The 25,498-nt window shown below is 65.9% G+C and carries 19 protein-coding genes; 12 read left to right on the forward strand and 7 right to left on the reverse strand.

Annotation, left to right across the window (positions count from 1 at the left end; genetic code table 11):
• Nucleotides 1-114 precede the first annotated feature (114 nt).
• Nucleotides 115-1,008 carry an intradiol ring-cleavage dioxygenase gene (locus tag Q9Q95_RS17330; protein ID WP_306098399.1) on the forward strand — a complete coding sequence of 298 codons (894 nt, stop codon included), beginning with the start codon at nucleotides 115-117 and terminating at the stop codon, nucleotides 1,006-1,008.
• Nucleotides 1,009-1,226: 218 nt separating this feature from the next.
• The gene (locus Q9Q95_RS17335; protein WP_306098400.1) at nucleotides 1,227-2,510 is read left to right on the forward strand and encodes an MFS transporter; all 1,284 of its coding nucleotides are present in this window, start codon (nucleotides 1,227-1,229) and stop codon (nucleotides 2,508-2,510) included.
• On the opposite strand, the gene Q9Q95_RS17340 is transcribed toward Q9Q95_RS17335, so the two are convergent.
• The 3 genes from Q9Q95_RS17340 to Q9Q95_RS17350 all read right to left on the reverse strand — a co-directional run bounded on the left by Q9Q95_RS17340 (nucleotide 2,511) and on the right by Q9Q95_RS17350 (nucleotide 6,618).
• Entirely contained in the window at nucleotides 2,511-2,897 is a 387-nt protein-coding gene (locus tag Q9Q95_RS17340; protein WP_306098401.1) for a response regulator, read from the reverse strand. It lies immediately after the preceding gene.
• 68 nt (nucleotides 2,898-2,965) lie between these two features.
• A complete protein-coding gene (locus tag Q9Q95_RS17345; RefSeq protein ID WP_306098424.1) occupies nucleotides 2,966-5,416 on the reverse strand; it encodes an ATP-binding protein in 2,451 nt (816 codons plus the stop codon).
• Entirely contained in the window at nucleotides 5,416-6,618 is a 1,203-nt protein-coding gene (locus Q9Q95_RS17350) for a bifunctional diguanylate cyclase/phosphodiesterase (RefSeq protein WP_306098402.1), read from the reverse strand. Before Q9Q95_RS17350 ends, Q9Q95_RS17345 begins: the two co-directional genes overlap by 1 nt.
• Nucleotides 6,619-7,302: 684 nt before the next feature.
• Between Q9Q95_RS17350 and Q9Q95_RS17355 the strand changes: the two genes are divergently transcribed.
• Entirely contained in the window at nucleotides 7,303-8,619 is a 1,317-nt protein-coding gene (locus tag Q9Q95_RS17355; protein ID WP_306098403.1) for a UDP-glucose/GDP-mannose dehydrogenase family protein, read from the forward strand.
• Here the strand turns inward: Q9Q95_RS17355 and rfbB are convergent, their stop codons facing one another.
• Together rfbB and rfbA are read right to left on the reverse strand one after the other, a co-directional pair.
• A complete protein-coding gene (gene rfbB / locus Q9Q95_RS17360) occupies nucleotides 8,620-9,678 on the reverse strand; it encodes a dTDP-glucose 4,6-dehydratase (RefSeq protein ID WP_371876800.1) in 1,059 nt (352 codons plus the stop codon).
• Nucleotides 9,675-10,607 (reverse strand): glucose-1-phosphate thymidylyltransferase RfbA, encoded by a 933-nt coding sequence (rfbA, locus tag Q9Q95_RS17365; protein WP_306098404.1) that lies wholly within the window; start codon nucleotides 10,605-10,607, stop codon nucleotides 9,675-9,677. Before rfbA ends, rfbB begins: the two co-directional genes overlap by 4 nt.
• A gap of 129 nt (nucleotides 10,608-10,736) precedes the next feature.
• Between rfbA and cysD the strand changes: the two genes are divergently transcribed.
• From cysD to Q9Q95_RS17385, 4 genes are all read left to right on the forward strand, one after another.
• A complete protein-coding gene (gene cysD, locus Q9Q95_RS17370; protein WP_306098405.1) occupies nucleotides 10,737-11,642 on the forward strand; it encodes a sulfate adenylyltransferase subunit CysD in 906 nt (301 codons plus the stop codon).
• 110 nt (nucleotides 11,643-11,752) lie between these two features.
• Nucleotides 11,753-13,666, forward strand: coding sequence for a sulfate adenylyltransferase subunit CysN (cysN, locus tag Q9Q95_RS17375; RefSeq protein ID WP_306098406.1), 1,914 nt, complete (start codon nucleotides 11,753-11,755; stop codon nucleotides 13,664-13,666).
• Complete coding sequence (locus Q9Q95_RS17380) at nucleotides 13,663-14,382, forward strand: 3'(2'),5'-bisphosphate nucleotidase CysQ (RefSeq protein WP_306098407.1); 720 nt, start codon at nucleotides 13,663-13,665, stop codon at nucleotides 14,380-14,382. Before cysN ends, Q9Q95_RS17380 begins: the two co-directional genes overlap by 4 nt.
• Before the next feature lie 166 nt (nucleotides 14,383-14,548).
• Nucleotides 14,549-15,691: an SET domain-containing protein gene (locus tag Q9Q95_RS17385; RefSeq protein ID WP_306098408.1), complete on the forward strand. Its 1,143-nt coding sequence runs from the start codon at nucleotides 14,549-14,551 to the stop codon at nucleotides 15,689-15,691.
• Nucleotides 15,692-15,778: 87 nt separating this feature from the next.
• Here the strand turns inward: Q9Q95_RS17385 and Q9Q95_RS17390 are convergent, their stop codons facing one another.
• Nucleotides 15,779-17,617 carry a CHASE4 domain-containing protein gene (locus tag Q9Q95_RS17390; protein WP_306098409.1) on the reverse strand — a complete coding sequence of 613 codons (1,839 nt, stop codon included), beginning with the start codon at nucleotides 17,615-17,617 and terminating at the stop codon, nucleotides 15,779-15,781.
• Nucleotides 17,617-19,467, reverse strand: a complete 1,851-nt coding sequence (locus Q9Q95_RS17395; protein ID WP_306098410.1) for an EAL domain-containing protein — start codon at nucleotides 19,465-19,467, stop codon at nucleotides 17,617-17,619. Before Q9Q95_RS17395 ends, Q9Q95_RS17390 begins: the two co-directional genes overlap by 1 nt.
• A 354-nt stretch (nucleotides 19,468-19,821) precedes the next feature.
• On the opposite strand from Q9Q95_RS17395, the gene Q9Q95_RS17400 reads away from it, so the two are divergent.
• The 5 genes from Q9Q95_RS17400 (at nucleotide 19,822) to Q9Q95_RS17420 (ending at nucleotide 25,424) form a co-directional block, all read left to right on the forward strand.
• A complete protein-coding gene (locus Q9Q95_RS17400) occupies nucleotides 19,822-20,694 on the forward strand; it encodes a CoA ester lyase (protein WP_306098411.1) in 873 nt (290 codons plus the stop codon).
• Nucleotides 20,695-20,767: 73 nt separating this feature from the next.
• Nucleotides 20,768-22,909: a PAS domain S-box protein gene (locus Q9Q95_RS17405; protein ID WP_306098412.1), complete on the forward strand. Its 2,142-nt coding sequence runs from the start codon at nucleotides 20,768-20,770 to the stop codon at nucleotides 22,907-22,909.
• Nucleotides 22,906-23,256 (forward strand): response regulator, encoded by a 351-nt coding sequence (locus Q9Q95_RS17410; RefSeq protein WP_306098413.1) that lies wholly within the window; start codon nucleotides 22,906-22,908, stop codon nucleotides 23,254-23,256. The genes Q9Q95_RS17405 and Q9Q95_RS17410 overlap by 4 nt, the downstream gene beginning before the upstream one ends.
• Nucleotides 23,257-23,410: 154 nt before the next feature.
• Nucleotides 23,411-25,009: a PAS domain-containing sensor histidine kinase gene (locus Q9Q95_RS17415; RefSeq protein WP_306098414.1), complete on the forward strand. Its 1,599-nt coding sequence runs from the start codon at nucleotides 23,411-23,413 to the stop codon at nucleotides 25,007-25,009.
• 13 nt (nucleotides 25,010-25,022) lie between these two features.
• On the forward strand, nucleotides 25,023-25,424 hold the full coding sequence (locus Q9Q95_RS17420) for a PleD family two-component system response regulator (RefSeq protein ID WP_306098415.1): 402 nt from the start codon (nucleotides 25,023-25,025) through the stop codon (nucleotides 25,422-25,424).
• Nucleotides 25,425-25,498: the final 74 nt, after the last annotated feature.

The following is a 25,498-nucleotide window of genomic DNA, read 5'->3' on the forward strand; positions in this document are numbered from 1 at the left end:
CTCCGTCGCGCCGCGATGAGGATTTGAGACGCACTGAAATATTCGGGCGATGCCTCGAAATCCGCCGGTGCGGTGCCACCGCCACTTCTGCCGTCGACCAGCAGGAGTATCGCATTGCAAGACCTTCACGAACACGATTTCGGCCTCGCCCATGATCTGCAGGCAATCAACGCGCTCGCCAGCCGGCGGCGGGCATTGCGCTGGTTCGCAGGCGCCGGTGCGGGGGCGCTGCTGACGGCGTGCGACGGCAGCGGCTCGAACGCGGGCGCGATCGTCTCGCCGACGCCAACGCCTTCGCCAGACGCGTCCGCCACACCCACCCCCGGAGCGACGCCGACCCCGACCGCCGGCTGCGTGCTGGATCCGACCGAGACCAACGGGCCCTACCCCGCCGACGGTACCAACACGTCGAGCGGGCTCACCTCGAACGCGCTGACCGCCGCCAATGTGGTGCGCAGCGACATCCGGCCGAGCTTCATCGGTACCTCGACCGCAATCGCGGCGGGCGTGCAGGTGGCGCTCACGCTGACCGTGGTGAACGTCAATTCGGCCTGCGCGCCGCTGGCCGGCTATGCCATCTATCTCTGGCATTGCGACCGCGACGGGAAATATTCGCTCTACGACCTGCCGAACGAGAGCTATCTGCGCGGCGTGGGCGTCACCGACGCCAATGGTCAGGTCAGCTTCACCACGATCTTCCCAGGTTGCTATGCCGGGCGCTGGCCGCACATCCATTTCGAAGTCTTTTCGAGCCTGAGCAATGCGACCTCCGGGCGCTACGCGGCGCTAGTATCGCAGCTGGCGATGCCGGCGGCGGCGTGCAGCGAGGTCTACAACAATGCCAGCGGCTACGGCACGAGCGTGCGCAACCTCGCGGGCGTGTCGCTGTCGGGCGACAATGTGTTCGGCGACAATTCGAGCGCGCAGATCGCCCAGCAAACGCCGACGATGACCGGCAGCGCAGCGGCGGGGTACATCGCCGCCGCAGTGATCGGGCTTGCGCGGTAGTCCGCAGTGCTCCTGCGAAAGCAGGAGCCCAGAGTCACACAGGACAGCAATCGTGATCCTGGGCTCCTGCTTTCGCAGGAATACGGGGAAATGCTTTTACGATCTCCACGGTGGTGGAGCGGCCGGCATCCCTGCACCGGCCGGGGCGTCCCGCCTGCCGAAGTGGTTTTCCTCTGTGCCACTTCCCGGCAGGCGGGGCGCCGTTATAGTGCGCGGCGATGGCATCCCCCTCCCCCGCGCGGCACCGCCTTCGTTCGATCCTCGGCGGATCGGCGGGCAATCTCGTCGAATGGTATGACTGGTACGCCTATTCGGCGTTCACGCTGTATTTCGCGCCGCACTTCTTTCCCAAGGGCGATCAGACCGCGCAATTGCTGAACGCCGCTGCGGTATTCGCCGTCGGCTTCCTGATGCGGCCGATCGGCGGCTGGCTGATGGGAGTCTATGGCGACCGCCACGGGCGCAAGGCCGGGCTGACGCTGTCGGTGACCCTGATGTGCGCGGGATCGCTGATCATCGCGTTGACGCCGGGTTACGAGACGATCGGCGCGGCGGCGCCGATGCTGCTGGTGCTCGCGCGGCTGATGCAGGGGCTATCGGTCGGCGGCGAATATGGCGCGAGCGCGACCTATCTCTCCGAAATGGCGGGCAAGAAGCATCGCGGCTTCTTCTCGAGCTTCCAATATGTGACGCTGATCTCGGGGCAGTTGGTGGCATTGCTGGTGCTGCTGGTGCTGCAGGCGGTGCTGAGCGAAGCCGCTCTCGACGCATGGGGCTGGCGGATCCCCTTCGCGATCGGCGGGGCGCTCGCGGTGATCGTGTTCTGGCTGCGACGGCGGCTGGCGGAGACCGAGAGCTTCGAGAATACGCGCGGCGAAGGGCGGCGATCGGGGCTCTTTGCGCTGTTCCGCGAGCATCCGCGCGAGGCTGCGGTGGTGATGCTGCTCACCGCCGGGGGCACGCTCGCTTTCTATGCCTATTCGATCTACCTGCAGAAATTCCTCGTCAACACCGCGGGCTTCGACCGGGCGACCGCCTCGCAGATCAACGCGGGCGCGCTGTTCGGTTTCATGCTGATCCAGCCGCTGGCAGGCGCGCTGTCCGACCGGATCGGACGCAAGCCGCTGATGGTGGGATTCGGGGTGCTGGGGGTGCTGCTGACCTGGCCGATCTTCACCACGCTGGAGAGCGTGCGCAGCCCGTTCGCGGCGTTCCTGATCATGTTCGGCGCGCTGGTGATCGTGACCGGCTACACCTCGATCAATGCGGTGGTAAAGGCAGAGCTATTCCCCGCACATATCCGCACACTGGGCGTGGCGCTGCCATATGCGCTCGCCAACGCATTGTTCGGTGGAACGGCGGAATATGTCGCCTTGTGGTTCAAGGGCGCCGGCTGGGAGCGCGGCTTCTACTGGTACGTCACTACGATGATCGGGATTTCGCTGATAACCTATCTCAGGATGCGCGATACCGCGAAGCATTCGCGCATCCTCGAGGATTAATCAGCCGAGCATTCCGCCGCTGCGGCTCGCCAATACCCGGCCGATCGAATCGAACAATGCGTCCATCGCCACCGGCTTGAACAGCACGTCGTCGGCACCGAGCGCGAGGCAGCGCTCGCGCAAGTCGATCGCCGTATCGGCGGTGACGACGATGATGGGCAGTTCGCCCTTGTCGTCGCCGCGCGCGCGGATGCGGCGGATCGTCTCGAAGCCGTCGGTGCCGGGCATGCGCAGATCGACGAGGACGACGTCGAAATTTTCGGCGTCGATCTTCTCGAGGCCTTCCTCGGCCCAGCTCGCCTCGGCCATGGTCGCGCCGGCGACGTCGAGCATGTCCTTCACGACCCGCCGATTCATCGGATCGTCCTCGATGAACAGGATGTTCATGGCATGCCGCCGCGCGCGACGGTGTGAATCTCTGCGACCGTTTTTATCATATAAAGTGTGCTATCGCGCTAAGCCGCCTGGGACACAAGACGGTCGCCACGGCCAGCGTTCAAAATTTCTTCCGGTTCCGGAACGATGGCGGCGATCAGCGCCGCGCCGGAGACGGGCTTTTCCACGATATTGCCGATACCGGCGGCGGCGAGCTGCCCCCGGATCTCTGCATCGGGTTTCATCCACAGGACCGCACTGTTGCCCGGCGCGACGGCGGCGACCAATTGCGCGAGGGTGTCCATCGGATCGCCTTCGCCCGCCTTGAGCGTCCCCTCGTCGACCAGCAGATGGGTGGCGGGGGCCTCGGCGATCAGCGCATGCACCTCTTCGGCGCTGGCGGCGAAACGCAGCGAGGTCAGCCGCGGCTCGAGCAAGGTGCGGAGCATGCTGCGCGCGATCGGGTTGCGATCGAGGATGAGCATCGCGGCGCCGCTGCGGGCGACGCCCGACACGGGCGCGGCGGGCGTCTCGGCAGGCACCAGCGGCAGATCGACGGTGAATGCGGTGCCCTGCCCATCGATGCTGTCGACCGAGATCTCGCCGCCCAATGCGCGGGCGAGGTTGCGGCAGATGGTGAGCCCGAGTCCGGTGCCGCCGAACTTGCGGGTGGTGCCGGCATCGACCTGGCGGAAGGATTCGAAGATCTCCTCGAATTTATCCGCCGGGATGCCGATGCCGGTGTCGCTCACGACCAGCCGCAGGCGGCGCGCCGCGCTTTCGCCTTCGGCGACGACGCGCAGGGCAACGCCGCCGCGCTCGGTGAACTTGATCGCGTTGGACAGGAGATTGAACACGATCTGGCGCAGGCGGCCGGCGTCGCTGACGATCCAGCCGGGAGCGTGGCTGAGCTCGAGGCGGAAGCTGAGCCCCTTGCCGCGTGCCTGCTCGTCCCACAGCCGCGTCACTTCGCGCAGCGTCGCGCACAGATCCATGGGCGCGGCATCGACGGTGAGGTTGCCGGTCTCCATTTTCGCCACGTCGAGGATATCGTCGACGAGGCTGCGCATCGTCACGCCGGCGCCATGGACGATCTCGATGCGATCGCGCGTCGCCGGCTCGAGCCTTGAATCGGCGAGCATCACCTGGGTCATGCCGAGGATGCCGTTCAACGGCGTGCGGATCTCGTGGCTGGTGGTGGCGAGGAACTCGGTCTTCGCCTTCAATGCCTTTTCGAGCGCGATATTGGTGTCGCCGAGGACGATGTTGGTCGCGCGGATCTGGTTGCGGCTGCGGCGCAGCGTGATCAGGCCGAAGCTCAGCAATGCGATGATGACCAGCGTCGCGCCGCCGATGCTGAGGAACAGGGTCAGCTGGAACGCGGCAGTGCGGCGCGCCTCCTCGACCTTGAGCATCTGGATGCGGGTCTGCTGCTCGGCATAATTGAACCGAGCGGCCATCAGCGCCGCGCCGGTCGAGGTCGCGACCTTGGTGGTCTCCTCGTCGAGGCGCTTCATCGCCTCGAGATGCGCCAGCGCCAGCCTGGGCGCGACGTCGCGCAAAATCTCGTGCGCAAAGAAATGCGAGACCCGGAAATCGCCGGTGGTCGTGGTCAGATCCACGCCGGCGAAGCATTCGCCGATCAGCCGCACGGCCTTCGCCTTGTCGCCGCGGTCGGAAGCCAGCCGCGCGGCGGTCGCGAGGAGATGCCGCCGCAGGAGATCGGAATCGGCGTCTTCGACGAGCTTGAACCCGCGCGCCAGGGTGCGGTCCGCCGCGTCGAAATGCTTGAGCTCGACCTGGTTACGCGCGAGATTCACGAGGATGCGCGCCTCGAGCAAGGGCTTTTCGAGCTGCCGGGCGATGGCCAGAGCGGCCTCATATTCGCGCTCGGCCTCGGCCCTGCCCTGATCGGCCCGGGCGAGGACATTGCCCCGGCTGTTGTGCAGCGACAGCGAGAGCGCCGGATCGCCGTCATAGAGTTCGGCTGCCTGGCGATAATATTGCTGCGCGCGATCGTCGTCGTTCGCGATGCTGTAGAGCGCGCCGATATTCTGTAGCGCGATCGCCTGGCTGCGCTGCTCCCGCACCGAGCCGAAGATCCGGAAAGCTTCCTGATATTTCGCCAGCGCCTTCACGGCGTCGTCGCCCTGCATGTAGAAGGCGCCCTGCGACATCAGCAGATCGCCGCGGAGCTTGATCGGTTCGGGGATCGACTCGATGAGCCGGAGGCCCTGTTCGAGAAGCGGCCTCGCGCGCTCCGCCGCATTGCTGCGCAAATGGGCCTCGGCGCCGAGCCACCGGGCAGTGGCGAGCGCCAGCGCGCGCTGGCGAGTGTCGGGAATGCGGCGGGCGAGCGAATCGATCAGCCCGACATGCCGCAAAGCCTGCGCCTGATCCGCCATCATGCTGCTCTTCGCCGCATCGATCTGGGTCTGGAGCGGCCTCGGGAAGCCGGAATCCCCGGCACGTGCCGGCTGGCCAGCCGCCAAAGCGACCGCCAGAGCCAGCGTGCCGAGCAGGGCGCGCATCACGCGCGCTTCCAGAAGCTTTCGGGCCGGATGAAGGACTGCACATTGCTCGCGCTGGCGAGATGGGCCTCGTCGGCGAGATATTTGCGGAAAGCATCGAAGCCGAGGGGACGCGAGAGCAGATAGCCCTGAACCATGTCGCATCCCATCACGCTGAGCAACGCCAGAGCCGACGGCGTCTCGACGCCTTCGGCAGTGACTTCCATCTCGAGCGCGTGTGCCAGATCGATCGTCGAGCGGACGATCAGCGGATCGCGATTGCTCGAGGTCAGTTGCATCACGAACATCTTGTCGATCTTGAGTTCGTTGGCGGGCAACCGCTTCAAATAAGCGAGCGAGGAGAGTCCCGCGCCATAATCGTCGATCGCGAGCTGAACCCCGATATCGGCAAAGGTCTGGAGATGCTGGATCGCAATATCGGGATCGCGGATCACTGCGGTCTCGGTAATCTCGAAGCCGAGCCTGGCACCGCCCGCCGCGACGATCGCGCAGGCTTCCTTCACGAAATCGGAATCGGCGAGGAGCATGCCCGAGATATTGAGGAACAGGGTGATGTCGTGCCCTTCGGCAGCGAGCTGCTTCTGATCCGCGATAACCTGATGCAGCGTCCACATCGTCAACGCGCCGATCTCGCCCGCTTCCTCCGCGACCGAAATGAAGTCGCCCGGCAGGATGAGCCCGCGTTGCGGGTGCTGCCAGCGGACCAGCGCCTCCGCGCTGGCGATCTCCTGGCGTCGGACATGGACCTTGGGCTGATACTGCAGGAACATCTCGCCATCGGCGATCGCGCGGGGAAGCTCGCGCATCAGCGTCAGGCGATCGAAAGCGAGATCGGCGCGCGACAGATCGAGCATCACGACCTTGTTCTCGCGGCGCGCCTGTTCGAGAGCCGATTCAGCGGCCTCGGTCAGCCGGACATCGTCGCAATCCTCGATCGGCGCGGCGGCGACGCCGAACTGCATCTGGAGCTGATATTCCTCGCCGTCGAGATCGAACGGGCGGGCGAGCGCCTTGCGCAGCCGCTGTATGTCCGCAGCGCCCGTGTCGGCCGCCTCGCGTTCGAAGCCGATCTCGATCAGCGCGCGGCCGGCGGTCAGAATCCGGACATCGGGAAGCAGCCTGGCGATTCGCTCCGCGACATCGAGAACCAGCGCATCCGCCCGCGGCCGACCGAGATGGCGGCGCAGCGCCGCGAAGTTCACAATCTCACATTGGGACAGAATCCGCCAATAGCCGCAACCTTGGCGCGATCCATTTTCGCTCTCCGTCCGGGGCGGAGACAGCGGTGGGCGCTGCGGGGATGCCGACTGGCCGGAATTGCGCGCGCACGCGCCGGGGCCCGGCCGCGAAAGCGTTTTCGCAGCGATTCCACTGGTTTCCACAGATCGCACGACCGCGCGTGGCGCAGCGTCCCCCCTGGGCACCGAAGGCTCAGACCCACCCGACATGTGCCTCGTCCTAAGGGCTGACCCTTGAAGGAACGGTTAAGCTGCACGCCGCGGCGAGAACGTTCACAGGATGGTTAACTACGCAGAAATCCTGATTGATTAGTCGTTAATCTCCCCTTAACCACCTGAATCGCGCAGCACTGCGCACCGATGGGAGATCAATGATGTTCGCGTTTGGCCTTCTTTTCCGCGAAAAGAGCACGGGCGAAGAAATTCGTCCGTTCTGAATTTCGTCACTTCCGGGCCGGCGGTGAGGCGACTTCAGCAGTGAAGGCGCGCTGACCGGCCCGGACGACTATTCGAAGCGGCCTGGGGGACCCGGCCGCTTTTTTCATGTCCGCGGACGGCGTTATCGCGCCAGGCCCGCCCATGCCGCACTTGCCCCCCGCCGCCGGTCGGTTAAGGGCCAATGATCTTCACTACAAAGAGGGTCAGACCTTGCGCATCGCGATGATCGGCACCGGCTATGTGGGCCTCGTCTCCGGCGCCTGCTTCTCGGACTTCGGCCATGAGGTCGTCTGCGTCGACAAGGACGCGCGCAAGATCGAGCTGCTCCATCAAAATGTGATGCCGATCTACGAGCCGGGGCTGGCCGAGCTGGTCGCCTCGAACGTCAAGGCGGGGCGCCTGACCTTCACCACTGACCTGGCCGAGGGCGTCAAGGACGCCGACGCCGTGTTCATCGCGGTCGGCACTCCCAGCCGCCGCGGCGACGGGCATGCCGATCTTACCTATGTTTACGCAGCGGCGCGCGAGATCGCCGCGAATCTGACCCGGCCCAGCGTGATCGTCACCAAGTCTACCGTACCGGTGGGTACCGGCGACGAAGTCGAGCGGATCATCGCCGAAGTCGCCCCCGACAGCGGCGCCAAGGTCGTGTCCAATCCCGAATTCCTGCGCGAGGGCGCAGCGATCGAAGACTTCAAGCGCCCCGACCGGGTGGTCGTCGGCACCGACGACGAAACGGCGCGCGAAGTGATGCGGCAGATCTACCGGCCGCTGTCGCTCAATCAGAACGCGCCACTGCTGTTCACCGGCCGACGCACCTCGGAGCTGATCAAATACGCCGCGAACGCGTTCCTCGCGGTCAAGATCACCTTCATCAACGAGATTGCCGATCTCTGCGAGGCAGTGGGTGCCGATGTGCAGGAAGTGTCGCGCGGGATCGGCATGGACAATCGCATCGGCGCCAAGTTCCTCCATGCCGGCCCCGGCTATGGCGGCTCATGCTTCCCCAAGGACACGCTCGCGCTGCTCAAGACCGCCGCGGACAACGAGACTCCGCAGCGCATCGTGGAGGCGACCGTCCAGGTGAACGACGCGCGCAAGCGTGCAATGGGGCGCAAGGTGATCAAGGCGATGGGCGGCGACGCGCACGGCAAGACCGTGGCGGTGCTCGGCCTCACCTTCAAGCCGAACACCGACGACATGCGCGACGCGCCGAGCCTGTCGGTGATCGCGGCGCTGCAGGATGCCGGCGCGACGGTGCGCGCATACGATCCCGAAGGCGTCGAACAGGCGCGGCCGATGCTGCAGGGCGTCGAATTCTGCCCGAGCCCCTATGTCGCGGCAGAGGGCGCCGACGCGCTGGTAATCGTCACCGAATGGGACGAATTCCGCGCGCTCGATCTCGGCCGGATGGCGAAGACGCTCAACACGCCATTGCTGGTCGACCTGCGCAATATCTACCCGCCGGCCGAGGCGGCGCGCGCGGGGCTGACGCTGGTGGGCGTGGGCAAACCCAGAGCCGGCTGATCAGACGACCTTGCCGAGCCGTTCGCCGGCATAGGTCGAGGCGCGGATCGGCTCCCACCAGTCGCGATTGGCAAGATACCAGTCCACCGTGCACGCCAGTCCCGTCGCGAAGCTTTCGCGCGGCGCCCAGCCCAGCTCGCGCCCGGCCTTGGCGGGATCGATCGCGTAGCGGCGGTCATGTCCGGGACGATCGGCCACGAAGGTGATCAGCGAACGGCGGCGCGTACCGGACAACGGCTGACGCGCGTCGAGGATGTCGCAGATCGATTCGACGACGCTCAGATTGGTCGCTTCCGCACGGCCGCCGATCAAATAGGTCTCGCCGACGCGCCCCTGGGTCAGCACCTTCTCCAGCGCGTCGGCATGATCCTCGACATACAGCCAGTCGCGGACGTTCTCGCCGCGGCCGTACACCGGCAGCTTCTTGCCCTCGAGCGCATTGAGAATAGTGAGCGGGATCAATTTCTCGGGGAAATGCCACGGGCCGTAATTGTTCGAGCAGTTCGAAAGCACCACCGGCAGGGCATAGGTTTCGTGCCACGCACGGACGAAATGGTCCGACGCCGCCTTGGAGGCGGAGTAAGGCGAGGATGGCGCATAAGGCGTGGTTTCGGTGAAGACGCCGCTGTCGAAGGGGAGATCGCCGAACACCTCGTCGGTCGAGACATGGTGGAAACGGAAGGCGTCGCGTTCGCCCGAAGGCAGCGACCGCCAATGTTCCAGCGCGGCGTCGAGCAGCCGCACCGTGCCGACGACATTGGTCTCGACGAAGGCGGCAGGAGAATCGATGGAGCGGTCGACATGCGTCTCGGCCGCGAGATGCATGATGCCCTCCAGCCGCTCCTCCCGGAGCAGGCGCAGCGCAGTCGCAGTGTCGGCGATGTCGGCCTCTACGAAACGGAAATTGGGTGCGGCCGCCACATCGCGGAGCGAGGCGCGATTGCCGGCATAGGTCAGCTTGTCGAGACAGACGACGTGATAGCCCCGCGCCACCAGCCGGCGGCACACTGCCGAGCCGATGAATCCGGCCCCGCCGGTGACCAACACGCGCCGGATCATGCCGCGGCCTGCACGCAGCGGCGGAGATAATCGGCATAGCCGTTCTTGCCCATCCGCGCTGCGCGATCGAGCATCTCGTCGGCGCTCAGATAGCCGAGGTCGAACCCGATCTCTTCGGGGCAGGCGATCTTGATCCCCTGGCGATGCTCGATCATGCGGACGAAGGCTCCGGCCTCGTGCAAACTGTCATGCGTGCCGGTGTCGAGCCAGGCATAGCCACGGCCGAGGCGATTCACGGTCAAATCGCCGCGATCGAGATAGGCGCGGATCACGTCGGTGATCTCGAGCTCGCCGCGCGCCGAAGGCTTGAGCGCGCGGGCGATCGACGTGACGTCGCGATCGAAGAAATAGAGTCCGGTGACGGCCCAGTTCGATGCGGGCTCAGCCGGCTTCTCGACGATTTCGGTCGCGCGCCCGGTCTCGGGGTCGAAGCTGACCACGCCGTAACGCTGCGGATCGTCGACATGATAGGCGAACACCGTCGCCCCGCCGGCCGCCGCCTCGATCGCGGCCATGTGCCCCTTCGCGCCCAACGCGTCGCCGTGGAAGATATTGTCGCCGAGGATCAGAGCTGCCGGTCCACCGGCGAGGAATTCCTCGCCGATCAGGAAAGCCTGGGCGAGCCCTTCCGGCTCGGCCTGAACGGCATAGCTGAGATTGATGCCGAACGCCGTCCCGGTGCCGAGCAACGCTTCGAACATCGGCAGATCGCGCGGGGTGGAAATGATCAGGATGTCGCGGATTCCGGCGAGCATCATCACCGAGAGCGGATAATAGATCATCGGCTTGTCGAACACCGGCAGCAATTGCTTCGAGATCGACAATGTCGCCGGATAGAGCCGCGTGCCCGATCCGCCGGCGAGGATGATGCCCTTGACACCGTGGGGCTCGGGCCGCCGGTCACCGCTGCGGCGAAAATGGGCTGACAATTTTTCTTCTCCGCGCCGAATTAGGAACGCCTCGCAATCGAGTGCCCCTGCCCCCTAGATCCATGCTGTCAAATAGCGGCAGAAGGTTCACGAAGCTTTAGCCGGACATCAGTGCAATCGGGATTCGTTTTGTCTCTTCCATCTCTCACGCATCTTCAGCGCCTCGAGGCCGAGAGCATCCACATCCTGCGCGAAGTCGTAGCGGAGGCGGAGCGGCCGGTGATGCTCTATTCGATCGGCAAGGACAGCGCGGTGATGCTGCACCTCGCCAGGAAAGCCTTTTATCCCGCGCCGCCGCCCTTCCCGTTGCTCCATGTCGACACGACGTGGAAGTTCCGGGCGATGTACGACCTGCGCGACAAGGCCGCGAAGGCGGCGGGGATGGAGTTGATCGTCCACAAGAACCCCGATGCAGTGCGCGGGGGGATCAACCCGTTCGATCATGGCAGCCTGCACACCGATCTGTGGAAGACCGAGGGGCTGAAGCAGGCGCTCGACCAACATGGCTTCGATGCGGCATTCGGCGGCGCGCGGCGCGACGAGGAGAAGAGCCGGGCCAAGGAGCGCGTCTTCTCGTTCCGCACCGCCAGCCATCGCTGGGACCCCAGGAACCAGCGGCCCGAGCTGTGGCATCTCTATAACGCGCGCAAGGCCAAGGGCGAGAGCATGCGGGTGTTCCCGATCTCGAACTGGACCGAGCTCGACATCTGGCAGTACATCCGCGCCGAGGGGATCGAGATCGTGCCGCTCTATTTCGCCGCGCCGCGCCCGACGGTGGAACGCGACGGGCTGCTGCTAATGGTCGACGACGACCGCTTCCGGCTTGCGCCCGGCGAGACGCCGGTCGAGCGATCAGTGCGCTTCCGGACATTGGGCTGCTATCCGCTGACCGGCGCGGTCGAGAGCGAGGCGGCGACGCTGGAAGACGTGATTCAGGAGATGTTGCTCACCACCACTTCCGAACGCCAGGGCCGCGCGATCGATCACGATCAGGCCGCGAGCATGGAGAAGAAGAAGCAGGAGGGGTATTTTTGACATGAAGGGGACACTTCATGTCATCCCGGCGCAGGCCGGGATCCCGGGCAGCAAACGCCCGCTCGCCATCGCACGAGACCCCGGCGTCCGCCGGGGTGACGGAATTTAGTATGACCTCCTATCGCCCCGACGCGCTGATCGCGTCCGACATCTCGGCCTATCTGACGCTGCATCAGAACAAATCGCTGCTGCGGTTCATTACCTGCGGCAGCGTGGATGACGGAAAATCCACGCTGATCGGCCGCTTGCTCTACGATTCGAAGATGATCTTCGAGGATCAGCTCGCCAGCCTCGAAGCCGACAGCAAGCGGCTGGGCACGCAAGGACAGGAGATCGACTTCGCCTTGCTGGTCGACGGGCTCGCCGCCGAGCGCGAGCAGGGCATCACGATCGACGTCGCCTATCGCTTCTTCGCCACCGAGAAACGCAAGTTCATCGTCGCGGATACACCGGGGCACGAGCAGTACACTCGCAACATGGTCACCGGCGCGTCGACCGCCGACCTCGCGGTGATCCTGATCGACGCGCGCAAGGGCGTGCTCACCCAGACGCGGCGGCACAGCTATCTCGCGCATCTGCTCGGCATCCGGCACATCGTGCTGGCGGTGAACAAGATGGACCTGATCGGCTATGACCGGGCCGCCTATGAGGCGATCGTCGAGGACTACCGCATCTTCGCCGACTCGATCGGCATCCGCAGCTTTACGCCGGTCCCGATCTCGGGGTTCAAGGGCGACAACATCACCGGACTGTCGGAGAACACGCCATGGTTCGCCGGGCCGGCGTTGCTCGACCATCTCGAGGCCGTCGAGGTCGAGACCGAGGCGGGTCGCGCCAAGCCGTTCCGGCTGCCGGTGCAATGGGTCAACCGCCCGAACCTCGATTTTCGCGGGTTTGCCGGGCTGATCGCCAGCGGCACCGTCAAACCGGGTGACGCGGTGCGCATCCTGCCTTCGGGGCGGACCACCACGATCGCGCGGATCGTGGCGATGGAGGGCGATCGCGAATGGGCCGGCGCCGGTGAGTCGGTGACGCTGACTCTCGCCGACGAAGTCGATTGCTCGCGCGGCGACGTCATCGCCTCCGCCGACGCGCCGCCGCAGGTCGCCGACCAGTTCAAGGCGACGATCGTCTGGATGGACCAGGCCGAACTGCTCCCCGGCCGCGCCTATTGGCTCAAGCTCGGCACGCAGACGGTGAGCGCGATGGTGCGCGAGCCCGAACATGCGATCGACGTCAACACGCTCGCCACGGTCTCGGCCAAGACCTTGCAGCTCAATGATATCGGCGTCGCCGAGATCGCGTCGGACCGACCGATCGTGTTCGAGGCCTATGGCGACAGCCACGATCTCGGCGGGTTCATCCTGATCGACAAGGCGACCAACGCCACCGTCGCCGCTGGAATGCTCCACCACGCGCTGCGTCGTGCGCAGAATGTCCATTGGCAGGCCGTCGAGATCACTCGCGAGGCGCACGCAGCGCAAAAGGGTCAGCGCGCGCGGTTGCTGTGGTTCACCGGGCTGTCGGGATCGGGCAAGTCGACCATCGCCAATCTGGTCGAGAAGAAGCTGCACGCGATGGGCAAGCACAGCTTCCTGCTCGACGGCGACAATGTGCGGCACGGGCTCAACCGCGATCTCGGCTTCACCGATGCCGACCGGGTCGAGAATATCCGCCGCGTCGGCGAAGTCGCGCGGCTGATGACCGATGCGGGGCTGATCGTGCTGACTGCGTTCATATCGCCGTTCCGCGCCGAGCGCGAGATGGTCCGCGCGATGCTTCCGCAAGAGGATTTCTTCGAGATCTTCATCGACACGCCGATCGCCGAAGCCGAGCGCCGCGATCCCAAAGGCCTGTATCGCAAGGCGCGCGCGGGCGAGATTGCCAATTTCACCGGCATATCGAGCCCCTATGAGGCGCCCGAACGGCCCGAGATCCGGATCGACACGACGAAGGAGACTCCCGAGGCCGCGGCCGAGCGGATCGTCGAGACGATCATGGGAACGTGGAGCCCGGTGATTTGACCGACGCCGAACTCGCGCGCGACATCGCCGCCGAGGCGGGCGCGCTGCTGCTGCGCATCCAGGCCGAATGCGCGGGGGGAGATCGCGGCGACCGCGAGGCCAATGCGTTGATCCTCGAACGGCTGCGCGCGGCGCGTCCCGACGATGCGATCCTGTCCGAGGAATCGGCCGACGATCCGGTACGGCTGGCGCGAAGCCGGGTGTGGATCGTCGACCCGCTCGACGGCACCCGCGAATTCGCCGAGCGGCGCGAGGATTGGGCGGTGCATGTCGCGCTGGCGGTCGAGGGACGCGCGGCGAGCGGCGCGGTGGCACTGCCCAAGCTCGGCCTGACCCTGTCGAGCGATGCCCCGCCCCCGCTTCCGCAACCGCAAACCCCGCCGCGGATGCTGGTCAGCCGGACCCGGGCGAGTGCCTTGTGCGTCGATGTCGCCGGACGGATCGGCGCGGTGTCGGTCGGCATGGGATCGGCCGGCGCCAAGGCGATGGCCGTGGTGCGCGGCGCGGCCGAGATCTATCTGCACAGCGGCGGCCAGCACCAATGGGACAATTGCGCGCCGGTCGCGGTGGCGCTGGCGGCGGGGCTGCATGCCTCGCGGATCGATGGATCGCCGATCGTCTACAACGAACGCGCGACCGAGATTCCGGATTTGCTGATCTGCCGGAAGGAGTGGGCGGAGACGGTGCTTGCCGCGGTCCGGAAGTGCGGCAGCTAACCGTCATCCCGGCGTAAGCCGGGATAGCATGCCATAGTGCGCCTCCGCCTGAGATTCCGGCGTCCGCCGGACGGCGGAAGGCGCTGCGACTCGCGGAGTCACCGCGAGTCGCGCGTGGACCAGAGTCAACGAACATGGTAAACGCCTTCTTCGGGAGGGGCGTTTGTTGGGGCTCGACATCTGGTTCGTGCTGGCGATCGGGCTGAGCTTTGCGGGCTATGCCGTGTATCTGCTCGGGCTGCGGCGCCAGACCGTCCGGCCCAATCGTGCCTCGTGGCTGATCTGGGCCGCGGCGACCGCGCTCGAAGCGTTGACCTATGCCGCGGTCAATCCCGGCGCACCGCAAGGCTGGGTGTTCGCGCTCTCCGCGCTGGCGTGCATCGCCGTGACCATCGCGCTCTGGCATCGCTCGGCCTGGGCACCGCCCTCGCCCAGCGAGACCTTTTGCATCGCCGCGTCGCTGACCGCCTTGCTGCTCTGGGTGGTTTTCCGCGAGGCGTTCTGGGCGCACATGCTGGTCGTCGCCGCGGTGCCGGTGAGCTTCTGGCCGACCTGGGCGAGCGTGTGGGACGATCGGTCGCGCGAACGCTCGCCGGCTTGGGGGCTATGGACCTTCGGCGATCTCGCGACCTTGCTGATCGCGGTCCGCGGGCCCGAATTGGGGCTCGCCGAGCTCGGCTACATCCTTGTCGAATTGCTCTGCCATGCCAGCGTCTGGTTCCTGATCGGGCTGGCGACGATCAATCCGCTACGCTCGCTCGGCGTTCGCCTAGGAGGCCTGCGCGTCTTCGAGCGCTACCGGCCTTCGAACAATCTGTTCAGAGTCGGCGACAACCATCTCGGCAAGGCCGTTTTCGCCGCGGCGCCCTTTACCGAGGGCGAGGTGCTGCTCGAATTCACCGGACGGCGGCTTCCCGCGGATCAATTGCCCAGCCTGATGCACGGACCCAGCGACCGCTTCGTCCAGGTGACGCCCGATCATTATATGGGGCCCTCCGGTCAGCTCGACGATCTGGTCAATCACAGCTGCGCGCCCAATGCCGGGCTGCGCTTCAGCGAAGCCGGGGTGTTCCTCGTCGCGGTCCGCGCGATCGAGGCGGGCGAGGAGATCGCATGGGACTATTCGACGACCTTGCGGGAATCCAACTGGCACATGCTGTGCCAGTGCAAGGCGGCAGAATGCCGGCGGGTGATCGGCGATTTCGAAACGCTGGATGCCGAGCGACAGGAGTGGTTTCGGGCGCGCAATCTGGTGGCGCCATACCTGCGGCGGCGCGACGATGTAGGGGGCAAGCGGGCGGCGGGGTGAACCTGCCGTGCTCGGCGCAGGCCGGAGCGCTGGAGGCGGCGCATTCCTTGCGGCCAACGCTCCGGCCTGCGCCGGAGCACGAAAGCGCTAGGCGGCGAGATTCTCGGCGACCGCTGCTGAACCAAGGGTCAGCATCGCGCGCGCGCCCATGCCCTTGCCGTCGCTGACCAGTTCGAGCGTGCCGTCCATCGCCAGCATCGAATTGGCGCACCAATGCAGCCCCAGCCCGCCCGATTTGTGCGCGCGGGTCGAGAAACCGCGCTGAAACAGGATCGGCGTCTGCGCGGGATCGAAGCCCTCGCCATCGTCACGGATCAGGATCTCGGTCCGTTCGCCTTTTTGCTGGACCGAGACCGCGATGCTGCCCCCGCCCCGCCCCGCCGCGGCGATCGCCTCGGCCGCATTGGCGAAGAGATTGCCGACTACCTGGCTCAGGATCACCCGATTGGCGAGAACGAGATGCGGCCTGGACGGGAAGCTGAAGGCCACCGAGTTCTCGCCCGAATAGCGCGCGATCGTGGCGTTCTGGGCGACGATCTCGCTGATGTCGCAACTGGCGAGCGCCGGGCGCTCGTTCGCCGCCTCCTGCTGTTCACCGATGATTTCGAGCACTTGCCGCAACGCGGCGCGGCCGACGCCGAGCTGGTCGCGACGATCGGCGCGCTCGCGCTCGACGGCCTCGAACGCAGCGGTGAGGAAAGCGAGAAGCTTGATGCGGCGCTCGACGGGCAAGCCGGAATCGGCAAGCTCGGCCAATGCCCGATCGATCGTCGCCCGCTCGATCGCGGCCGGGCGGTCGAGCCCCTGGCTGAGCACCGTCGTCACCGGGTTCAGCGCATTGCGGACATTGTGCATCACCGCGACCGCGCTCTCGCTGCGGCCGAGGGTGAAGCTCTGAACCTCGAGCTGCTCGCGCAGATCCTTCAGCTGGCGGAGCATCGAATTGAAGCTGGTGACGAGGCTGCCGATCTCGTCGTCGCGCGGACTCTCGGTGAGCAGGCCGAGATCGCCCGAATTGCGGACCACGCCCATATGGCGCTCGACGCGGTGGAGCGGGCGCAGCACCAGCCGGGTGATCATCCGGCGCAGCACCAGCAGCACCACCGCCAGCAACAACGACGATCCCAGCACCGCGAGGATCAGCATCCGCTTGCCCAGCGTCGAAAGATCGCGCGGCACGGCATAAGCGACGGTGGCGACGGCGTGTCCATCGGGCCCGGCGATCGGCACGGCGATGTGGGTGCGCGACGCGCCGGGCGTCACCGTGACGTCATCGGCGGGCGCGGCGAGGTGCGTCTCGATCTGGAGCAAGGTGCCGAGTTGCGCCGAGGTGATCGTGCGCGCCATCAGCACGTATCCGCGCGGATTGCCGCTGCCGTCGCTGCGGCGGACCCGGGCAACGCCGATCGCAGCGAGCCTGTCGCCAAGCTTGAGATAGAAGCCGGCCGAGCTGCGACCGTGAAGCGCCTTGTCGAGGTCGAGTCGCCGAATCGCATCGACGAGCGCACCGCGCATCGCCGGAAGCTCGATCTGACGGCCGACATCGATCCAGCGGGCGATCACCACCGAGCGATCGGGGCGCACATAAGCCATGCCGTTGACGTCGAGATTGACCATCGCGAGCGTCGAGAAGCTCTCCTCCTCGAAGGCGCGGCTCGGCGCGGCCATATAATCCCACGACTCGTTCCAGTCGCCATAATCGCGCACCGCGTTCTCGACCTTGGACGCGAGATCCTCGACCACGGCCCGGGTGCGCGCGACATGCGCGGCGACGGCATCGCGCTCGAGCCGGTTGAAATTGGGCGTGATCACGGTGGCGAGCAGCAAAGTCAGCGCGGTCGCGCCGAGCAGCCCGACCCCGGTCAGGATAAGGACGAGCTTGGCGCCGAGCGAACGCGGCAGCCGCAACCGCGCCGTGAGCGCCATCAGCCGTCGGTCCCGGTGCTCGCGGTCTCGAACGCGGCCACGGGGGCGAGGCTGCCCTTTTCGGCAAGCGTCAGCGCATCCTCAGCATCGATCGGGCGGGAGAGATGATAACCCTGCATGTGGCTGCATCCGGCGAGACGAAGCGCCTGAAGCTGGGCATCGGTCTCGACTCCCTCGGCGACGACTTCCATCCCGAGCGCGCGGCCGAGATGGATCACCGAATGGACGATCGCGGCACTCTCGCGCTCGCGGCCCATGCCGTCGACGAAGCTGCGATCGATCTTCAGGCAGTCAAGCGCGAAGCGGCGGATATTGTAGAGCGACGAATAGCCGGTGCCGAAATCGTCGAGCGCGATGCGGAAGCCCATCTGGCGCAGCTTGAACAGGATCTCGGCGGCGCGCTCGACATTGTCGAAGATCGCGGTTTCGGTGATCTCGATCTGGAAGCGGCCGGGCTGGATCCCGGCGCTGGCGACGCGCTCGACGACGTGCGCGACGAAATTGTGCCGGCGGAACTGGCGCGGGCTGAAATTGACCGAGACATATTGGCCGGGCCAAGTCTTCAACGCGACGATCGCCTCGTCGATCACCCAGTCGCCCAGCTCGTGAATCAGGTTCGATTCCTCGGCGATCGGGATGAACATGCCCGGCGGGACCATGCCATATTCGGGGCTGCACCAGCGGATCAGCGCCTCGAACCCGGTGATCTGGAGATCGCGGCCGACGATCGGCTGGAAGACCAGCTTGAGCTCGCCCTTGGCGATCGCTTCGGACAGGCCGCCCTCGATCTGGCGGCGGAAGCGGATCGATTCGTCCATGCTCTCGTCGAACACCCGCACACAGCCGCGGCCCTGACGCTTGGCTTCGTTGAGCGCGAGATCGGCGCGACGCATCACGTCGATCGGATCGCCGATCCGGCCGGGTTCGACGACGATCAGCCCGACCGAGGCGCCGCCCTGCACCGAATGGCCGAACACCTTGAAGCTGGCGCTGCACGCCCTGAGCAGGCGTTCGCACTGCATCACTGCGTCGTCTTCGCCCTCGACCTGCATCAGCAGCGCGAATTCGTCGCCGCCGAGTCGCGCGACGAAGCCGCCTTCGGGAATCTGGTTCTGAAGGATCTCGCAGACCATGCGGATCAGCTCGTCGCCGGCGAGATGGCCGAGCGTGTCGTTCACCAGCTTGAAGCGGTCGAGATCCATCATCGCCATCGCGAAGCAATGCTCGCTTTTCACTGCCTGGCCGAGCGCATGGAGAAAGGCGAGACGATTGGGCGCGTCGGTCAGGGAATCGTGATTGGCCATGTGGATGGCGCGCGATTCATTGGCAGCGAGCTCGAGCTTCTGTTCCTCGAGCAGGGCAATTGCGTTCTTGAGATCGAGATCGACCTTCCAGCGCTGCGCGAGCGCCGTTGCGGTCTGGAGGACTTCCTCGGCCTGGAACGGCTTGGCGATGTAGAAGATCTTGTCGGCGGGGCCGGCGGCGCGGCTGATTTCAATCGGCGAGAAGTCCGAATAGCCGGTGACGATGACGAGGTTGATGTCGGGATCGAGCGCGCGGATGCGCTTGGCGGTTTCCTTGCCGTCGATCCCCGGCGGCATGCGGACGTCGAGAAAGGCGACGGCATAGCGCTCGCCGGTCTCGAGCGCTTCCTCGACTGCGGCGACGGCGTCGAGGCCCTGCATCCTGTGATCGCAGGCAAAGCGTGGCGCGGGCTCGCCGGGCGCTTGATCGCCGAACAGTTCGGCCGCCATCGCGCCCAACGCGCCGGCGCCGCCGTCGGGCGCGGCGAAGCATTGGCGATAGGAATCGTGCATCGCCGGCTCGTCGTCAACGATCAGAATGCGCAAGTCCGATTCCCCCCGAAATATGTCCGAACAAGGTAAGCGGACAAGGTTAACGGGCCGTAAAATCCGCCCCCGCGCCCGAGCGCGGCGGCACCGACGGACCCTTAACATGCGGTACAAGCCCGTATCGGATTTTTCCCGAAAGGACGCGCACCGCCGGGCGGCCTAGAGGGGGCTTGCGGATGCCGCCGTCTCCCACGGCTCCGTCTGTAACGCGTGTCGCCCTCCTCCCCCGGAGCGGCACCGCCGGGAGCGAGCCGAAGCCGATGGACCTCCCTCTGCGGCTTCGGCTCGAGCCCCGCCGGTTTACCCGCGCCGCGCCGCGTTCTAGGTCTTGGAGCTCAACCCGGAGGATCCATGGCCGAACCGCTGATTGCACGCTCCCTGCTGTTTGCCCCGGGAGATTCGGAGCGCAAGCTGGCCAAGGCCGGTGCGAGCGGTGCCGATCTGGTGCTGCTCGATCTCGAGGACGCGGTGGCTCCTGCGAACAAGGCGGCGGCGCGGACACTGGTCGCCGAGCATCTGCGGACCGCCGAACGCGCGCAGCCGCAATGGGTGCGGATCAATCCGCTCGACGGCGAGCATGCGCTCGCCGATCTCGCCGCAGTGGTGCCCGAGCGGCCCGACGGGATCATGCTTCCCAAGGCCACCCGCGCCGAGACCGAACGGCTCCATCATTATCTCACCGCGCTCGAAGCTGCGGCGGGCCTGACGATCGGTGGCATCCGCACGATCGTGGTCGCAACCGAGACTGCCCCTGCCCTGTTCGGTCTCGGCGATTATGCCGGATGCCCGCGGCTCGCAGCGCTCACCTGGGGCGCGGAGGATAGCGCGACTGCGCTCGGCGCCACCGACAATCGCGACGAGAATGGCGAATACGACTTTCCCTATCAGCTGTTCCGCGCGCTGACCCTTGCCGGCGCTGCGGCGGCAGGCGTGACGCCGGTCGAGACGATCCACGGCGATTTCCGCGATCTCGACGGACTGGCCAAAGTCGCCGCCAAGGCGCGCCGCGCCGGCTTTCGCGGAATGATGGCGATCCATCCCGATCAGGTCCCGGTGATCAACCGCGCTTTCTCTCCCTCCGCAGCCGAGATTGAGCGGGCCGAGGCGATCGTCGCGGCGTTTGCCGCCAATCCGGACGCGGGCACGATCGGGCTCGATGGCGCGATGCTCGACATGCCGCATCTGAAGCGCGCCCGCGCCGTGCTCGCGATGCCGAGAAACTGATGCAGTTCGCTTGGAATATCCACGGGTTACACCTACGAATGCAGCATATGCAATTGGCGGCGCATACCCCAGGATGAGCCAGGTCGAGCCCGACGAACCATTGCCGGTCGGCGAGGACGAGTTCCGCATGATCGCCGACAGTGCGCCGGTGGCGGTGTGGGTGACCCGGCTCGACCGCACGCGGAGCTTCGTCAACCGCGCTTATGTCGAATTTCTCGGCGTGCCCTATGACGAGGCGCTGACCTTCGACTGGCGCAGGATCATCCACCCCGACGACGCCCCGCATCTGCTCGCCCAGTCGATCGCGGGCGAGGCCAGCATGACGACCTTCGACCTCGAAGGCCGCTATCGCAACGCCAGAGGCGAGTGGCGCTGGCTGCATTCGACCTCTTCGCCACGCCGGGACACGCAGGGCCGGCATATCGGCTTTATCGGCGTCGCCCACGACGTGACCGAGGCCAAGACGGCTGAGCTCGCATTGCGCGACAGCGAGGCGCAGCTCTCTGCCTTCATTGCCCAATCGACCGCCGGGTTCGCGCAGGTCGACCTTGAGGGGCGCTTTACTCTGGTCAACGACCGCTTCTGCCAGATCGCCGGCTGGAGCCGTGACGAATTGATGGGGATGCGGATGCTCGACATCACCCACCCCGACGACCGCACCCGCAACCGGCCGCTGTTCGATCGCGCCGTGGCGGAGGGCACCCCCTATACCCATGAGAAGCGCTATATTCGCAAGGACGGCGGCGTAGTCTGGGTGAACAATTCGGTTTCGGTGATCCGGCGGCCCGATGGCGAGCCGTTCGGCGTGCTTTCGGTGACCCTGGACGTCACGCGGCGCCGCGAGGCCGAGGCGCAGTTGCGCAAGAGCGAGGAGAGCCTGCGCCTCGCCACCGAGAGTGCCGGCATGGCGAGCTGGGAACTCGATCTCGAGACGATGGAAGGCGAATGGTCGCCCAACCGCTTCGACCTGCTGGGGATGCCGCGGCGCCCCGACAGCCGGGGAAGTTTCGAGGACTGGATCGAACGCGTGCATCCCGAAGATCGGGAAATGGTCCGCGCGGCGGCACAGCGCTGTTTCGCGACGGGCGAGCCCTATACCATCGAATACCGGGTGTGCCGCGCCGACGATCGCGAGGAGCGCTGGCTGCAGAGCCATGGCAGCCGGATCGACTATGCCGATAATCGCCCCAATCGCTTCGTCGGCGTCTCGTTCGACATCACGACGCGCAAGCGTGGCGAGGAAGAGCTTCGCGAGAGCGAGGCGCGGTTCCGCACGATCTTCGAGCAGGCGAACGACTTTCTGATCACCACCACGCTGGATCAGGTCATCACGTCGGTGAATCCGGCCGTGATCGCCGCATTGGGCTATGCCGAAGAAGAGATCGTGGGCGCGACCATCGGCGACTTCATGGCTCCGGACCAGCTCGCCCTCGCCATGGAGGCGTTCGAGCACAAGCTGCGGGAGGGCGGCACCACCAGGTTGACGGTCACCGTGCGCGCACGTGACGGGCGGCCGCTGATCTGGGAGATCAACTCGCGCCTGACCACCGATGCCGAAGGCAAACCTACCGGCCTCCATGCGATCGGGCGCGACATGACCGAGGCCAAGCGCGCCGAGGCGCATCTGCGGCTGCTGGTCGACGAGCTCAACCACCGGGTCAAGAACACGCTGGCGATCGTTCAGGGGATCGCCCAGCAGAGCTTCAAGGATGCGACCGATCCGGCGATCGCGCGAAGGGCCTTCGAGGGCCGGCTCGCCGCGCTTTCGGAAGCGCACAATCTGCTCACCCGCGAGCATTGGGGGGCGGTATCGATGGCGCAGATCATCGGCGACGCGATCGCGCCGCATGGCGATCCCGGGCGGTTCGCGCTGGACGGACCTGATCTCTCGATCCTGCCCAAGACCGCGATCAGTCTCGCCCTCGCGATCCACGAACTCGCTACCAATGCGGTCAAGCACGGCGCGCTGTCGCGCCCCGAGGGGAGCGTCGCGATCCGTTGGGCGCGGATCGACGGCAATGGCCGCGCGCGGCTGTCGCTCGTCTGGGAAGAGCGCGGCGGACCCGAGGTCGCGACCCCGTCGCGCCGCGGCTTCGGAACGCGGATGATCGAACGCGGCCTCGCCGCCGAATTGGGCGGAACGGTCAAGATCGACTTCCGGGCCCGGGGATTGATTTGTACGGTCGACGCGCCGCTGCCGGAGGGTTCCGCATGAGTTATGGTGGATTGCGCGTGCTGGTCGTCGAGGACGAACCGGTGGTGGCGATGTGCCTCGAGGACATATTGGAGACCTTGGGGTGCGAGACGGTGGGACCCGCCGGCCGGCTGGCCGAGGGGCTCGCGCTTGCCGAACGCGAGAGTCTCGGCGCGGCGATCCTCGACATCAATCTCGCGGGCGAGCGCAGCATCCCGATCGCGGAGGAATTGCGCCGGCGCGGCGTGCCGGTCGCCTTCGCCAGCGGCTATGGCGCAGTGCCCGAAGGTTTCGAGGCGGTTCCGCTGATCGCCAAGCCCTATCGCGAGGCCGATATCGACACCGCGCTGCGCGCGATCCTCGGATAGCGGTCGCCGTTACGGCGCTAACCATTGAATATACGGGAAAAACCGTAGCCGGGCCTTGCAATGGCGCGGCAGGAAAACTTCTACAATGAAGGGATAAAATTCGAGGCTTCGCCGCCAGACAAGAGCGTGCTGAGGCATAACGAGGTGGCTCCCCATGCCTGAGAACGTGTACGACCTGATCGCGACGATGTTCAAAGGCGCGCGCCAGCCGGTCCTGATCAAGGGCGAGGATTATCGGTACGTCTTTCTCAGCGACCAGGCGTGCAAACTCATCGCAGTTCCGCTCGAGGAACTCGTCGGGAAGACCGATTATGACTTCCTTCCGCCCGCCGAGGCCGACGGAATCCGGGCAATGGACATGCATATCCTCGAAACCGGAGCGGAGCGGCTTTTCGAGGAAGAAATTACCGGTCAGGACGGCTCGCTCCGCACGCTGGTGACCCACAAAAGACGCGTCACCGTGCCGGTCGCCGGCCGCCCGACCAACCTCGTCATCGCCGAAATCGACGACGTGACCGAGCTTCGCAATGCCGAGCAAGTCCTGCGCGCGAGCGAAGAGCATCATCGTTCGCTGATCGAGCTGCATCCGCAGACCCCTTGGGTGGCCAATGCGCGCGGTGAGGTGATCGAGATCGGACGCGAATGGGAGCAGGTTTCCGGCCGTTCGGTCGCCGATGCCTGCGGCCATGGCTGGGCGGACTCGGTACATCCGGAGGACCTTGCGCATGTGACCGGCAGCTGGGCCGAATCGGTGCGGACGAGGACCCGGCTCGATCTCGAATACCGGATCCTGAATGGCGACGGCAATTTCCGCTGGTATCGTTGCAGGGCCGCGCCGCGCATCGACGCCTCGGGCGAGGTCCGGCGGTGGTATGGTCTCCTCGAGGACGTCCACGATCGCCAGACCGCCTTCGAAGCGCTGATCGCCAGCGAGCGCCGGCTGCGCCAGCACCGCGACGACCTCGAGAAGATCGTCGAGACGCGCACCGCCGAAGTGAAGCAGAAGAATTCGGAGCTCGCCCGCTTGCTCGAGCAGGAGCGCGAAGTAAACGCGTTGCAGCGTCGCTTCGTGGCGATGGTTTCGCACGAGTTCCGCACGCCGCTGACCATCATCGACGCGGCAGCCCAGCGCCTCGCGCGGGTGAAGGAAACCCCGACCCACGCCTATCTGGCCGAGAAGTCGGTGCAGATCAAAGGCAGCGTCGCGCGCATGGTCGAGCTGATGGAGAGCATCCTCGCCGCCGGCCGGCTTCAAACCGGCGTCATCGACATAAACAAGAAGACCTGCTCGCTGGCGGACATCGTCCAGTCTTGCGTGAAGCACAGGCAGGAAGTCTGCACCTCGCATCGCATTCATGCCGATCTGTCCGGGCTCCCCGCCGAGGTCCATGTCGATCCGCGCGCGATGGAGCGCGTATTCGGCAATCTCCTGTCGAACGCCATCAAATACGCCCCCCGCGCGCCCGACATCTATGTGCGCGGGTGGGTAGACGATGCGACCCTTCACATCAGCGTGCGCGATACCGGAATCGGCATCGACGAGGAGGATCTGGCCCGCCTGTTCGAGCCCTATTTCAGAGCGCAGAGCGCCGCCGGCATCGCCGGGACCGGGATCGGCCTCAACATCGTGCGGGAAATCATCGGCATGCATGGCGGACAGATTTCCGTCGCCAGCCAGTCCGGCCAAGGCTCGACCTTCACGGTCAGCCTGCCGCTCGACAACCAAAGTCCTGAGATTCAGGAAGCAGCCTAGTTAGGAAGATATTGTGATCAAAGTTCTGTGCATCGACGACGAAGCGGATATCCGCAGCCTGTTGGTCGAGGAGTTGCACGATGCCGGCCTCGAGACGATCGAGGCGTGCAATGGCCGCGAGGGCCTCGACAAGATCCTGACTACCTGGCCCGACATCGTGATCTGCGACGTCTCGATGCCAGTGATGACCGGGCATGAGATGCTGGCGGAGATCCAGCTCAATCATCCGGAATTCTCGAACACGCCGATCATCATGCTGACTGCGATGACCGACCGCGAGAACACGCTGGCCGGCCTTCAGGCCGGTGCGGATGACTATCTGACCAAACCGGTGGATCTCGACCTGCTGATGGCCAAGATCAGCGGGTGCATCATGCGGCTGGAGAACAACCGGAAGATGGGCCGCGGTCTCTGAAGACACGGAGGCGTGCCGCCTGGAACACCGTCGGCACTTGATCACCGTTTGAAAAGGGGTCAGCCGCGCATAGC

Source organism: Sphingomonas sp. DG1-23 (genome assembly GCF_030730875.1).
Taxonomy (GTDB): Bacteria; Pseudomonadota; Alphaproteobacteria; order Sphingomonadales; family Sphingomonadaceae; genus Sphingomonas.